This window comes from Streptomyces sp. NPDC043680 (assembly GCF_056436685.1).
On sequence record NZ_JBWKCE010000002.1, the window covers coordinates 398,781 to 412,514 of the forward strand.

Genomic DNA, 13,734 nt, shown 5'->3' on the forward strand with positions numbered 1-13,734 from the left:
CGCTGGCACTCGAACGATGCGAGTGCCAGCCGGACAGCAACGACGACGACCACTGGAGGTGTGCGCCATGCTCAGCGAACGCAGACTTGAGGTGCTGCGCGCCATCGTCCAGGACTACGTCGGGACGGAGGAGCCGGTCGGCTCCAAGGCGCTCACCGAGCGGCACCGGCTGGGCGTGTCGCCCGCCACGGTGCGCAACGACATGGCCGTGCTGGAGGAGGAGGGCTACATCGCCCAGCCCCACACCAGCGCCGGTCGGATCCCCACCGACAAGGGCTACCGCCTCTTCGTCGACAAGCTGGCGGGGGTCAAGCCGCTGTCGACGCCGGAGCGCCGGGCCATCCAGAACTTCCTCGACGGGGCCGTCGACCTCGACGACGTCGTGGGGCGCACCGTACGGCTGCTCGCGCAGCTGACGCGGCAGGTCGCCATCGTCCAGTACCCGAGCCTGACCCGGTCCACCGTGCGGCACGTGGAACTGCTCTCGCTGGCGCCGGCCCGGCTGATGCTGGTCCTGATCACGGACACCGGCCGGGTCGAGCAGCGGCTCGTCGACTGCCAGGCCCCCTTCGGCGAGACCTCGCTCGCCGACCTGCGGGCGCGGCTCAACAGCCGGGTCGTCGGCCGCCGGTTCACCGACGTGCCGCAGCTCGTACAGGACCTCCCGGAGTCCTTCGAGCTTGAGGACCGCGGCACGGTCTCGACGGTGCTCGCGACCCTGCTGGAGACCCTGGTCGAGGAGGCCGAGGAGCGGCTGATGATCGGCGGCACCGCCAATCTCACCCGCTTCGGACACGATTTTCCCCTGACGATCAGGCCGGTGCTCGAAGCGCTGGAGGAGCAGGTGGTGCTCCTCAAGCTGCTGGGCGAGGCCAACGAGTCGGGGATGGCCGTACGGATCGGGCACGAGAACGCCTACGAGGGGCTGAACTCCACGTCCGTCGTCTCCGTCGGCTACGGTTCGGGCGGCGAAACTGTCGCCAAAATGGGCGTGGTCGGACCGACCCGCATGGACTACCCCGGAACGATGGGAGCGGTACGCGCAGTGGCACGTTACGTCGGACAGATCCTGGCGGAGTCGTAAGTGGCCACGGACTACTACGCCGTTCTCGGCGTGCGCCGCGACGCATCCCAGGACGAGATCAAGAAGGCCTTCCGCCGTCTTGCCCGCGAACTCCACCCGGACGTGAATCCGGACCCGAAGACGCAGGAGCGCTTCAAGGAGATCAACGCGGCTTACGAGGTCCTCTCGGACCCGCAGAAGAAGCAGGTCTACGACCTCGGCGGCGACCCGCTGTCCTCCTCGGGCGGTGGCGGCGGTGCGGGCGGATTCGGGGCCGGAGGCTTCGGCAACTTCTCCGACATCATGGACGCCTTCTTCGGCCAGGCCTCGCAGCGCGGCCCGCGCTCGCGGACCCGCCGCGGCCAGGACGCCATGATCCGCCTCGACCTGGAGCTGGACGAGGCGGCCTTCGGGACGACCAAGGACATCCAGGTCGACACGGCCGTCGTGTGCACCACCTGCTCCGGCGAGGGCGCGGCCCCCGGCACCTCGGCGCAGACGTGTGACATGTGCCGTGGTCGCGGTGAGGTGTCGCAGGTCACCCGGTCCTTCCTGGGCCAGGTCATGACCTCGCGCCCCTGCCCCCAGTGCCAGGGCTTCGGCACCGTGGTCCCGACCCCGTGCCCCGAGTGTGCGGGCGACGGCCGGGTCCGCTCCCGCCGCAGCCTCACGGTCAAGATCCCGGCCGGTGTCGAGAACGGCACCCGGATCCAGCTCGCGGGCGAGGGCGAGGTCGGCCCCGGCGGCGGCCCCGCCGGCGACCTGTACGTGGAGATCCACGAGCTCCCGCACCCGGTCTTCCAGCGGCGCGGGGACGACCTGCACTGCACGGTGACGATCCCGATGACGGCCGCGGCCCTGGGCACGAAGTGCCCGCTGGAGACCCTGGACGGCATGGAGGAGATCGACATCCGGCCCGGCACCCAGTCCGGCCAGTCGATCCCGCTGCACGGTCGCGGGGTCACCCACCTGCGGGGCGGCGGGCGCGGCGACCTGATCGTCCACGTCGAGGTCATGACCCCGGCGAAGCTCGACGCCCAGCAGGAGGAGCTGCTGCGCCAGCTCGCGAAGCTGCGCGGTGAAGAGCGGCCGATGGGCCAGTTCGCGCCGGGCCAGCAGGGCCTTTTCAGCCGCCTGAAGGACGCCTTCAACGGCCGCTGACCGGCTGCTGCGCCACGCGCCAGAGCACGTACGAGCCCGGTCCGGGGGTGCCCCGGACCGGGCTCGGCGCATGGGCCGCGGGGCCGCGCGCAGAGCCGCCGGGAAGCGGACTATGCCAGGCGAATGCCATGATTCGGCCCCGTGAGCGGGACATGGCACGATGCAGTCCATGTCCTCCGCACCGAACGGTCTCTCCGCATACCCGATCGTGCAGGCTCCCATGGCGGGCGGCGCCTCGTGCCCGCCGCTCGCCGCCGCCGTGTGCGAGGCGGGCGCGCTGGGCTTCCTCGCCGGCGGCTACAAGACCGCCGATGGCATGTACCAGGAGATCAAGCGGCTGCGCGCACTCACCCGGCGGCCGTTCGGCGTGAACCTCTTCATGCCGCAGACCGGCTACGTCGACCCGGCCGCCGTGGAGGCGTACCGCGGGCAGCTGGCCGGCGAGGCCAACTGGTACGGCGTCTCCCTCGCCGACGAGGACATCATCGGCACCAGCGACGACGGCTACGACGCCAAGCTGGCGATCCTCCTCGAAGACCCGGTCCCCGTGGTCTCCTTCACCTACGGCTGCCCCGCCCCTGCGGTCTTCGCCTCCCTGCGCAAGGTCGGCACGTACACCGTCGTCACCGTGACCTCGGTCGACGAGGCGCGCGCCGCGCAGGCCGCCGGCGCCGACGCCCTGTGCGTCCAGGGCATCGAGGCGGGCGGCCACCAGGCCACCCACCGTGACGACCCGCAGGCTGACGGCACAGCGGGCGTGGGGCTGCTCGCGCTGGTGGCGCAGGTACGCGAGGCCACGGCCCTGCCGATCATCGCGGCGGGCGGTCTGATGCGCGGCTCGCAGATCGCGGCGCTGCTGGCGGCGGGCGCGGACGCGGCGCAGCTCGGTACGGCGTTCCTGGTGTGCCCCGAGTCGGGGGCGCACCCGCTGCACAAGAAGGCGCTCACCGACCCGCTGTTCGCGCACACGGAGCTGACCCGGGCCTTCTCCGGACGGCCGGCCCGCGGCCTGGTGAACCGCTTCATGCGCGAGCACGGGCCGTACGCGCCCGCCGCGTACCCGCAGATCCACCACATGACGGCAGGACTGCGCAAGGCGGCCGCCGACGCCGGGGACCCCCAGGGGATGGCGCTGTGGGCGGGCCAGGGTCACCGGCTGGCCCGGGCGCTGCCGGCCGGGGAGCTGGTGGAGGTGCTGGCGGCGGAACTGGCCGAGGCCCAGAGTGCGTTGAACGACATGCAGAAGAGGAGTACGTCATGACCGCCCCCGTGTTCGTGGTCGAGGAGGTCCCCGCGGGGCCGGAGTGCGTGCTGGACGGCCCGGAGGGCCGGCACGCGGTGTCCGTGAAGCGGCTCGGCCCGGGCGAGGCGGTGGTCCTCACGGACGGCCGCGGCGGCTGGGCGGAGGGCGTCGTCAAGGCGGCCGAGGGCAAGGACCGGCTCGTCGTCTCGGTGTCCGCCACGGGCCGGGAGGCGGAGCCGGCCCTGCGCATCACCGTCGTGCAGGCCCTCCCCAAGGGGGACCGGGGCGAGGTGGCGGTCGAGACGATGACCGAGACCGGCGTGGACGCGATCGTCCCCTGGCAGGCCTCGCGCTGCATCACCCAGTGGCGCGGCGAACGGGGGGCCAAGTCCCTCGCCAAGTGGCGGGCCACGGCCCGGGAGGCGGGCAAGCAGTCCCGCCGGGTCCGCTTCCCCGAGGTGGCGGAGGCCCTGTCCACCAAGCAGGTGGCGGCGCTGCTGGCCGAGGCGGACCTGGCGATGGTCCTGCACGAGGACCGGGACGCGCCCTCGCAGGCCCTGGCCGCCGCCGAGCTTCCGGCCGAGGGCTCCGTCGTCCTGGTGGTCGGGCCCGAGGGGGGCGTCTCCCCGGAGGAGCTGGCGGCTTTCGCGGCGGCCGGCGCGCACCCGTACCGCCTGGGCCGCTCGGTGCTGCGGACCTCCACCGCGGGCACGGCGGCGGCGGCGGTGCTGCTCGCCCGCTCGGGGCGCTGGTCCTGAAACCCCGTGAGGGCGCGGGCGCCGCCGGATACGATGCCCGAGCTGATCAACTTTCACGCGTCACCGTCACGGAAGGCGAAGCAATGGCCGGGGAACCGCAGGAGGACTGCCTGTTCTGCAAGATCGTCGCGGGGAAGGTCCCGGCGACTCTCGTCAAGGAGACCGAGACGACCGTCGCCTTCCGCGACATCAACCCGCAGGCACCCACCCACGTGCTCGTCATCCCCCGCGTGCACTACCCGGACGCCGCCGCGCTCGCCGCCGCCGAACCGGTGATCACCGCCGACCTGCTGCGCGTGGCCGGGGAGATCGCCGCCGAGGAGAAGATCGACGACCACGGCTACCGGATCGTGTTCAACACGGGCGTCGGGGCGGGCCAGACGGTCTTCCACACGCATGCGCACCTCCTGGGCGGCCGCGGCCTCCAGTGGCCCCCGGGATAAGCCGTGTCCGTACGCGAGTTCGTGGTGCTCGGCACCGCCAGCCAGGTGCCCACCCGCCACCGCAACCACAACGGCTACCTGCTGCGCTGGGACGGCGAGGGCATCCTCTTCGACCCGGGCGAGGGCACCCAGCGCCAGATGGTCCGGGCGGGGGTGGCCGCGCACGACATCCACCGGATCTGCGTCACCCACTTCCACGGTGACCACAGCCTCGGACTCGCCGGGGTGATCCAGCGCATCAACCTCGACCGGGTCCCGCACCCCGTCACCGCGCACTACCCGGCCTCCGGGCAGAAGTTCTTCGACCGGCTGCGGTACGCCACCGCCTACCGGGAGACGGTGCAGCTGCGCGAGGAGGCCGTGGCCGGGGACGGGACGCTGGCCCAGGGCGCCTCGTACCGGCTGGAGGCCCGCAGGCTCTCCCACCCCGTGGAGTCCTTCGGCTACCGGCTCACCGAGCCCGACGGACGCCGGATGGTGCCCGAACTGCTCGCGCGGCACGGGATCAAGGGCCCCGACGTGGGCCGGATCCAGCGCGAGGGGAGCCTGAACGGGATCGCGCTCGACGAGGTCAGCGAGCACCGGCCCGGGCAGAGCTTCGCCTTCGTCATGGACACCCGGCTCTGCTCCGGCGTGGCCGAGCTCGCCGAGGGCTGCGACATGCTGGTCATCGAATCGACGTTTCTCGACGAGGACGAGCCGCTGGCCGTGGAGCACGGGCACCTGACCGCCGGGCAGGCGGCACGGGTCGCGCGCGACGCGGGCGTACGCCACCTCGTGCTGACGCACTTCTCGCAGCGCTACTCCGATCCCTCGGAGTTCGAACGCCGGGCCCGTGAGGCCGGTTTCGAGGGCGAGCTCACCATCGCCGCGGACCTCGTACGGGTTCCCCTGCCGAAGCGGTCCTGAGGGCGGACCACGCCACGGAGACGGCGCAGGCGGTGTGAGGTGCGCCACACTGGGGTTTGGTCCACCCGGGGACGGGCAGGCCTGGCAGCTTTCCAGGCAGCTTTCCACCGATGCCCGCTTGCAGAAACGAGCCTTCGCACCAACGGGGAGTACACCGTGACCAGTCGGGACAGCCTCACCAGCCGCGACGCAGCCGTGGATCCCCTCGGTCCGCTGCGCGACCCGCAGGAACCCGGCTGCGACGTCTTCCTGACCGGCACGGTCTTCCTCGACATCATCTTCACCGGCCTCGACTCGGCCCCCGTGCGCGGTACGGAGTCCTGGGCGCGCGGCATGGGCTCCAGCCCCGGCGGCGTGGCCAACATGGCCACGGCGCTGGCCCGGCTCGGGCTGCGGACGTCGCTGGCTGCGGCGTTCGGGGACGACCACTACGGCGAGTACTGCTGGGACGCCCTGGAGCAGGGCGAGGGCATCGACCTCTCCCGGTCGCGCACCATCCCCGGCTGGCACAGCCCGGTCACCGTCTCGATGGCGTACGAGGGCGAGCGCACGATGGTCTCGCACGGCCACGAGGCCCCGCCCCCCGCGGGCACCGGGCCGTTCCCGCTGTGCCCGGTGCGTACCCGGGCGGCGGTGGCCTCGCTGGGGCCGGGCCGCAGGGACGGCTGGATCGGGGAGGCCGCCCGGCGCGGGGCGCGCGTCTTCGCGGACGTGGGCTGGGACGAGAGCGGGCGGTGGGACCTCGGGGCACTGGCGGACCTGGAGCACTGCGAGGCCTTCCTGCCGAACGCGGGCGAGGCGATGCGGTACACCCGGACCGACTGTCCGAGGGCGGCGGCGCGGGCGCTGGCGGACCGGGTGCCGGTGGCGGTGGTGACCATGGGGGCGGAGGGCTCGTACGCGGTGGACGGGCGCACGGGCGAGACGGCGGAGGTGCCGGGGATCGCGGTGGACGCGCTGGACCCGACGGGGGCGGGCGACGTCTACGTGGCGGGCTTCGTCACGGGCACCCTGGCCGGCTGGCCGCTGGCCGACCGGCTGGCCTTCGCCGGCCTGACGGCCGCCCTGTCGGTCCAGGAGTTCGGGGGCTCCCTCTCGGCCCCCGGGTGGCCGGAGGTGGCCCACTGGTGGCGCACGGCCCCGGAGGCCCTGCGGGGGCGCTACCGCTTCCTGGACGAGCTGATCCCGCCGGGGGCGGAGGCGGCGCCGCGGCGCCGGGCGGTCCCCACGATCGGCTTCCGCCACACCGCCTAGCCGGCGGCTCACCCGACGTACCGCCGCCGGGCGCCCGGGCTCCGCCGGTGTCCTGGAACCGGAGCGGTGGTGGCGGGGCGGGATCGGTGGCCGGCCGGGGCCGGGGGCGGGGGCGGGGCGGGGTGTCGTCCGGGGCTCATGATTTAGGCGCCTGATCCGGATCGCCTTGGTGATCGGGGTCAGGCGCCAACAAATCACGTTCTACGCCCCGGTCAACACCCCGCCCCGCCCCCTCCCCCGGCGGGCCGGTCCCCGCCGGGCCGTCCCCGCTGGTGGCCCGTCGGTGACCCGTCGAGGTCGCCCCACCACGGTCCGGTCCGGCTCAGGGACCGCGCCCCCTCCCCCTGGGCTTCGGAGGGGCCTGGAAAAGGCCTCGGGGATGTGCGGGCGGCGACGTACCCTGGTACTCCGGAGGTCGTCGATCGGCGCGGCCCCTCAGCAGGAGGTATGTGCAGGCCACAGTGCCGGCCCATGACTCAGACACCCACAGCCCAGACCCCGGCGCCGGGCCAGGCGCGCGCCCACTTCACCGTTCCGGCCCGGCACCCGATGGTGGCCGTGCTCGGCTCCGGTGACGCCCTGCTGCGTGTGATCGAGCGGGCCTTCCCGGACGTCGACATACACGTCCGGGGCAACCAGGTCAGCGCGGTCGGCGAAGCGGCGGAAGTCGCACTGATCCAGCGCCTGTTCGACGAGATGATGCTGGTGCTCCGCACCGGGCAGCCGATGACGGAGGACGCAGTGGAACGCTCGATCGCCATGCTCAAGGCGAGCGACAACGGCAACGGGCCGGACGAGACCCCGGCCGAGGTGCTCACCCAGAACATCCTCTCCAGCCGCGGCCGCACCATCCGCCCCAAGACCCTCAACCAGAAGCGGTACGTCGACGCGATCGACAAGAACACGATCGTGTTCGGCATCGGCCCCGCCGGTACCGGCAAGACCTACCTCGCCATGGCCAAGGCCGTCCAGGCCCTGCAGTCCAAGCAGGTCAGCCGGATCATCCTGACCCGCCCCGCCGTCGAGGCGGGGGAGCGGCTCGGCTTCCTGCCGGGCACGCTCTTCGACAAGATCGACCCGTACCTGCGGCCGCTGTACGACGCCCTGCACGACATGATCGACCCGGACCGGATCCCCCGGCTCATGGCCGCCGGGACCATCGAGGTGGCCCCGCTCGCCTACATGCGCGGCCGCACCCTCAACGAGGCCTTCGTCGTCCTCGACGAGGCGCAGAACACGAGTCCGGAGCAGATGAAGATGTTCCTGACCCGGCTCGGCTTCGATTCGAAGATCGTCATCACGGGTGACATCACCCAGGTCGACCTTCCCGGCGGCACCAAGTCGGGTCTGCGCCAGGTCCAGTCGATCCTGGAAGGCGTTCCGGACATCCACTTCTCGCGGCTCACGTCCGAGGATGTCGTCCGGCACAAGCTGGTCGGCCGTATCGTCGACGCGTACGAGAAGTACGACGACAGCCAGGACGCCAACCCGTCCCGGAACGGCTACCAGCGGAAGTAGAACCCAGCGCACCATGTCGATCGACGTCAACAACGAGTCCGGAACCGAGGTCGACGAGCAGGCGATCCTCGACATCGCCCGCTACGCGCTCACCCGGATGCGGATCCACCCGCTCTCCGAGCTCTCCGTCATCGTCGTCGACGAGGCGGCGATGGAGCAGCTGCACATCCAGTGGATGGATCTGCCCGGACCCACCGACGTCATGTCCTTCCCGATGGACGAGCTCCGTCCGCCGGCGAAGGACGACGAGGAGCCCCCGCAGGGGCTCCTCGGTGACATCGTGCTCTGCCCCGAGGTCGCGAAGAAGCAGGGCCAGGACGCCCCGACGCAGCACTCCATGGACGAGGAGCTCCAGCTCCTGACCGTGCACGGGGTGCTGCACCTCCTGGGGTACGACCACGAGGAGCCGGACGAGAAGGCCGAGATGTTCGGCCTCCAGGCGGCCATCGTCGACGGCTGGCGCTCCGAGCGCGGCATGACCGGTCCGTCCCCGGCCCCGACCGTCTCGTGACCGCCCCCCAGCTGATCACCGGCGCGGTGCTGCTGGTCGTCGTGGCCTGGTTCGCGGCGTGCGCCGAGGCCGGGATCGCCCGGGTCTCCAGCTTCCGCGCCGAGCAGGCCGTACGCGAGGGCCGGCGGGGCAGCGAGAAGCTCGCCCAGGTCGCCGGCGACCCGACCCGCTACCTGAACGTGGCGCTGCTGGTCCGGGTCACCTGCGAGATGGCGGCGGGCGTGCTCGTCACGTACGTCTGCCTGGACGAGTTCGGCGAGAACTGGAAGGCGCTGCTCGTCGCGATCGCGGTGATGGTGCTCGTGTCCTTCGTGGCCGTCGGGGTCTCCCCGCGCACCATCGGCCGCCAGCACCCCCTCAACACGGCGACGGCCGCCGCGTACGTCCTCGTCCCGCTCGCCCGCGTGATGGGGCCGATCCCGCAGCTGCTGATCCTCATCGGCAACGCGCTCACGCCCGGAAAGGGCTTCCGCAAGGGCCCGTTCGCCTCCGAGGCGGAGCTGCGGGCCCTGGTCGACCTGGCGGAGAAGGAGTCGCTGATCGAGGACGAGGAGCGCCGGATGGTGCACCAGGTCTTCGAGCTGGGGGACACCCTGGTGCGCGAGGTGATGGTGCCGCGGACGGACCTGATCTGCATCGAGCGGTACAAGACGATCCGTCAGGCGACCACGCTGGCTCTGCGGTCCGGCTTCTCGCGGATCCCGGTGACCGGCGAGAACGAGGACGACATCGTCGGGATCGTGTACTTGAAGGACCTGGTCCGCAAGACGCACATCAGCCGGGACGCGGAGAGCGACCTGGTCTCGACGGCGATGCGGCCCGCGGTGTTCGTGCCGGACACCAAGAACGCGGGTGACCTGCTGCGGGAGATGCAGCAGGTGCGCAACCACGTGGCGGTCGTCATCGACGAGTACGGCGGTACCGCGGGCATCGTCACCATCGAGGACATCCTGGAGGAGATCGTCGGCGAGATCACCGACGAGTACGACCGCGAGCTCGCTCCCGTCGAGGACCTGGGCGAGGACCACTACCGGGTCACGGCGCGTCTGGACATCACCGACCTCGGCGAGCTGTTCAAGGTCGAGGACTTCGACGACGAGGACGTGGAGACCGTCGGCGGCCTGCTCGCCAAGGCCCTGGGGCGGGTGCCGATCGCGGGCGCCTCGGCGGTGGTGGAACTGCCGGACGGGCGGCCGCTGCGGCTGACGGCGGAGTCCCCGGCGGGGCGCCGCAACAAGATCGTGACGGTGCTGGTGGAGCCGCTCCCCGCGGTCGTGGAAGAGGGCGGGGCGGGGGAGTGACCCCGGCCGAACTGCGCGCCTTCTGCCTGGGTTTCAACGCGGCGGTGGAGGAGTTTCCGTTCAACGCCGAGACCTCCGTCTTCAAGGTGCTGGGCAAGGTGTTCGCGCTGTCGGCGCTGGACGGGGACCCGCTGAAGGTGAACCTGAAGTGCGAACCGGAGCTCGCGGTGCGGTTGCGCGAGGAGCACGAGGCGATCGTGCCGGGCTGGCACATGAACAAGCGGCACTGGAACACGGTGACCGTGGGCGGACTGCCGGAGGCGATGGTCCGGGAGCTCGTCGAGGACTCGTACGACCTGGTGGTCGCGGGCCTGCCGAGGGCGGAGCGGCTGCGGCTCGACCGGCCCTGACGTCCGGGTGGTCGTAACCCCTATGACCGGCCCCTCACCCCCTACGCCTTGAGCGCGGTGCCCGGAATGTCTGTGGGACGAAGGTCACTGAGGCGAGTGGCCTTCCGGGCGCGGGAATTCCTTATGTAAGGCGTAGGTTTAGTCCCCCACTGTGCGTGGACCCGGGGGACACGGGGGACGGAGGGGAGAGCGCCTCGGCGGGGCCGTGCAACGGCCCCGCCGAGGCGCTCCATATGCTTTCGCCATGACCGACAGCACCGGGATCAACCCCGAGGACACCAAGATCATCACGCTGGCGCGCAGCGCCCGGGCCCGCAACGGCGTGCCCGAGGGGGCGGCGGTGCGCGACGAGACCGGCCGTACGTACGTCGCCGGCACGGTGGAACTGGAGTCCCTGAAGCTGAGCGCGCTCCAGACCGCCGTCGCCATGGCCGTGGCGAGCGGGGCCGAGTCGCTGGAGGCGGCGGCCGTCGTCAGCGCGGCGCAGACGGTGGCCGACGCCGACCGGGCCGCGGTCCGTGACCTCGGCGGCCCGGCGACCCCGGTCCTGCTGGCCTCCCCCGACGGCACGCTCCGGTCGACCACCCCGGCCGGCGGCTGAACCACCCCGCCCGCCGCCCCCGCCGACCCCGGCCGTCCGCTGCTGCCGTTACGCCGCCGCGGCCGCGGCGGGTACGGGGCGGCGGCGGATGACCATCGCCATCAGCGCGGCCATCGCGCACAGCGCGCCCGAGGCGTACCAGACGACGTCGTACGAGCCGAACACGTCCCGCGCCAGTCCGCCCAGGAACGCCACCAGCGCGGCGCCCACCTGGTGCGAGGCCAGGACCCAGCCGAAGACGATCGCGCTGTCCTCCCCGTAGTGCTCACGGCACAGGGCGACCGTGGGCGGCACGGTCGCGACCCAGTCGAGGCCGTAGAAGACGATGAAGAAGACCATCGGCGGGTGCACGGACGGCGCCAGCAGCAGCGGCAGGAAGAGGAGCGAGACGCCCCGCAGGGCGTAGTAGACGGCCAGCAGCCGCCGCGCCTCGAAGCGGTCGGTGAACCAGCCGGAGGCCACGGTGCCCACCACGTCGAAGACGCCGATCACCGCGAGCAGTCCGGCCGCCGCGGTCACGGGCATGCCGTGGTCGTGGGCAGCCGGCACGAAGTGGGTCTTGACCAGACCGTTGGTCGAGGCCCCGCAGATCGCGAAGGTGCCCGCCAGCAGCCAGAACGGCCCCGTCCGCGCCGCCTTGAACAGCACCGTCACGGCTCGGCGGGCCGCGCCCGGGACCGGGGCGGGCTTCGGCGCGTACGCACCCCCGTACGGGGCGAGGCCCGCGTCCGCCGGGTGGTCCCGCAGCAGCAGCCACACGAACGGGGCCACGGACAGCGCCGCCAGCGAGACCGTCACGGCCGCCGGCCGCCAGCCGTGGTGCTCCACCAGCCAGGACAGCAGCGGCAGGAAGACCAGCTGACCGGAGGCACCGGCCGCGGTCAGGATCCCGGTGACCAGGCCCCGCCGGGCGGTGAACCAGCGGTTGGTCACCGTCGCTGCGAAGGCCAGCGCCATCGAGCCGCTGCCGAGCCCCACGAGCACGCCCCAGAACAGCACCAGCTGCCAGGCCGCGGTCATCCACACGGTGGCGACGGACCCTCCGGAGATCACCAGCAGGGCCAACGCCACGACCCGGCGGATGCCGAAACGGTCCATCAGCGCGGCGGCGAAGGGGGCCGTGAGCCCGTACAGCGCGAGGTTCACCGAGACCGCGAAGCCGATCGTCCCGCGCGACCAGTCGAACTCCTCGTGCAGCGGCTCGATGAGCAGACCGGGCAGGGAGGCGAAGGCCGCGGCTCCGATGATCGTCACGAAGGTGACGACCGCGACGAACCAGGCGCGGTGGATGCGTCCGGGCCCGGCGGTGCGGGCGGGGGCCGGGGTGGGCGTGGAGGCGGGGGCTGTCTGCGTCACCCCGACAGCTTCCGCCGGACGCCCCCCGTACGACAGTGGCCTGAACGACACCCTTCGATACGATCGGGCCATGGCCCCTCACCGTGTCGTCGTCCTCGCACTCCCCGGGCTGTTGCCCTTCGAGCTCGGCATCCCGCACCGGATCTTCGGCCGGGCCAGAGATTCCGCCGGGACGCCGCTCTACGAGATCCTGACCTGCGCCCTCGCCCCCGGGCCGGTGCGCACCGACGCCGACTTCGCCGTCGACGTCGAGCACGGGCCGGAACTGCTCGCCACGGCCGACACGGTGGTCGTGCCCGCCTCGTACGAGCTCGGCCCGGTATACGAGAAGGGGCGGCTGACCGACGAGCTCGCCGCCGCCCTCACCCACATCCGGGCCGGCACCCGGCTCGTCTCCATCTGCACGGGCGGCTACGTCCTGGCCGCCGCGGGGTACCTCGACGGCCGCCCCGCCACCACCCACTGGGCCTCCGCCGAGCACTTCCAGGGCCTCTTCCCGGCCGTACGGGTGGATCCCGGCGTGCTCTACACCGACGACGGGGACGTGCTGACCTCCGCCGGAGTCGCCGCGGGCATCGACCTGTGCCTGCACATCGTGCGCCGCGACCACGGCGCCGCCGTCGCCAACGAGGTGGCCCGGCGCACGGTCGTACCGCCCCACCGCGACGGCGGGCAGGCCCAGTTCATCGAGCGCCCGGTGCCGCAGCCGCAGCTCGCCAGCACCGCCGCGGCCCGCGCCTGGGTGCTGGACCGGCTGCACGAGCCGGTGCGCCTGGTGGACCTCGCGCGCCAGGAGGCCATGTCGGTACGGACCTTCACGCGCCGGTTCCGCGAGGAGGCGGGGATCAGCCCCGGCGAATGGATCACCGGGCAGCGGGTGGAGCGGGCCCGGCGGCTGCTGGAACGCACCGAGCTGCCGATGGAACAGGTGGCGCGGGAGACAGGCTTCGGGACGGCGCAGTCGCTGCGCAAGCACGTCCAGGCGGCGCTGGGCGTGAGCCCGACGGCCTACCGGCGCACCTTCCGCGCCACGTGCCGCACCGCGTCCTGCCCTGATGGTCCCTCAGGAGAGGGTGGATCCGGGCATTGACCTCTCCGGCCGGCTGCCGCCGCGGGGGAGCGGCCCCGGGCCGGATCGGGACGGTCACGATCACGGTCGCGGACGCGTGGGGTTGACCGGGGGGCGGTCGCTGACCGGCAGGGTGACGGACTTCACCGGACCCGGCGCAGCCCTCCGTCCGGACCCCGGGCGGCGGGCTGCACCGG

At 72.6% G+C, this 13,734-nt stretch carries 14 protein-coding genes; 13 read left to right on the forward strand and 1 reads right to left on the reverse strand.

Annotated features, from left to right (window positions below; all coding sequences use genetic code 11):
* The first annotated feature begins 67 nt into the window (after positions 1-67).
* The 12 genes from hrcA (at position 68) to AC0666_RS05225 (ending at position 11,112) form a co-directional block, all read left to right on the forward strand.
* Positions 68-1,084 carry a heat-inducible transcriptional repressor HrcA gene (gene hrcA / locus AC0666_RS05170; RefSeq protein WP_361713716.1) on the forward strand — a complete coding sequence of 339 codons (1,017 nt, stop codon included), beginning with the start codon at positions 68-70 and terminating at the stop codon, positions 1,082-1,084.
* A complete protein-coding gene (gene dnaJ, locus AC0666_RS05175; protein WP_361713718.1) occupies positions 1,085-2,224 on the forward strand; it encodes a molecular chaperone DnaJ in 1,140 nt (379 codons plus the stop codon). It abuts the gene before it with no gap.
* Between the two features lie 169 nt (positions 2,225-2,393).
* A complete protein-coding gene (locus AC0666_RS05180) occupies positions 2,394-3,485 on the forward strand; it encodes a nitronate monooxygenase (protein ID WP_468967865.1) in 1,092 nt (363 codons plus the stop codon).
* A complete protein-coding gene (locus AC0666_RS05185) occupies positions 3,482-4,225 on the forward strand; it encodes a 16S rRNA (uracil(1498)-N(3))-methyltransferase (protein ID WP_468967862.1) in 744 nt (247 codons plus the stop codon). Before AC0666_RS05180 ends, AC0666_RS05185 begins: the two co-directional genes overlap by 4 nt.
* An 83-nt stretch (positions 4,226-4,308) precedes the next feature.
* The gene (locus AC0666_RS05190) at positions 4,309-4,668 is read left to right on the forward strand and encodes a histidine triad nucleotide-binding protein (RefSeq protein ID WP_361713723.1); all 360 of its coding nucleotides are present in this window, start codon (positions 4,309-4,311) and stop codon (positions 4,666-4,668) included.
* A 3-nt stretch (positions 4,669-4,671) separates the two neighbouring features.
* Positions 4,672-5,577, forward strand: coding sequence for a ribonuclease Z (locus AC0666_RS05195; RefSeq protein WP_468967860.1), 906 nt, complete (start codon positions 4,672-4,674; stop codon positions 5,575-5,577).
* A 156-nt stretch (positions 5,578-5,733) separates the two neighbouring features.
* On the forward strand, positions 5,734-6,831 hold the full coding sequence (locus AC0666_RS05200; RefSeq protein ID WP_468967857.1) for a PfkB family carbohydrate kinase: 1,098 nt from the start codon (positions 5,734-5,736) through the stop codon (positions 6,829-6,831).
* A 471-nt stretch (positions 6,832-7,302) separates the two neighbouring features.
* Positions 7,303-8,349, forward strand: a complete 1,047-nt coding sequence (locus tag AC0666_RS05205) for a PhoH family protein (RefSeq protein WP_356852206.1) — start codon at positions 7,303-7,305, stop codon at positions 8,347-8,349.
* 13 nt (positions 8,350-8,362) lie between these two features.
* The gene (ybeY, locus tag AC0666_RS05210) at positions 8,363-8,860 is read left to right on the forward strand and encodes an rRNA maturation RNase YbeY (RefSeq protein WP_469155941.1); all 498 of its coding nucleotides are present in this window, start codon (positions 8,363-8,365) and stop codon (positions 8,858-8,860) included.
* A complete protein-coding gene (locus AC0666_RS05215; protein WP_468967851.1) occupies positions 8,857-10,161 on the forward strand; it encodes a hemolysin family protein in 1,305 nt (434 codons plus the stop codon). The genes ybeY and AC0666_RS05215 overlap by 4 nt, the downstream gene beginning before the upstream one ends.
* Entirely contained in the window at positions 10,158-10,511 is a 354-nt protein-coding gene (locus tag AC0666_RS05220) for an MmcQ/YjbR family DNA-binding protein (protein WP_468967848.1), read from the forward strand. Before AC0666_RS05215 ends, AC0666_RS05220 begins: the two co-directional genes overlap by 4 nt.
* Before the next feature lie 244 nt (positions 10,512-10,755).
* Entirely contained in the window at positions 10,756-11,112 is a 357-nt protein-coding gene (locus AC0666_RS05225; RefSeq protein ID WP_468583049.1) for a cytidine deaminase, read from the forward strand.
* Between the two features lie 48 nt (positions 11,113-11,160).
* On the opposite strand, the gene AC0666_RS05230 is transcribed toward AC0666_RS05225, so the two are convergent.
* On the reverse strand, positions 11,161-12,468 hold the full coding sequence (locus tag AC0666_RS05230) for an MFS transporter (protein ID WP_468967843.1): 1,308 nt from the start codon (positions 12,466-12,468) through the stop codon (positions 11,161-11,163).
* 70 nt (positions 12,469-12,538) lie between these two features.
* On the opposite strand from AC0666_RS05230, the gene AC0666_RS05235 reads away from it, so the two are divergent.
* Positions 12,539-13,558 carry a GlxA family transcriptional regulator gene (locus tag AC0666_RS05235; protein ID WP_478707118.1) on the forward strand — a complete coding sequence of 340 codons (1,020 nt, stop codon included), beginning with the start codon at positions 12,539-12,541 and terminating at the stop codon, positions 13,556-13,558.
* Positions 13,559-13,734: the final 176 nt, after the last annotated feature.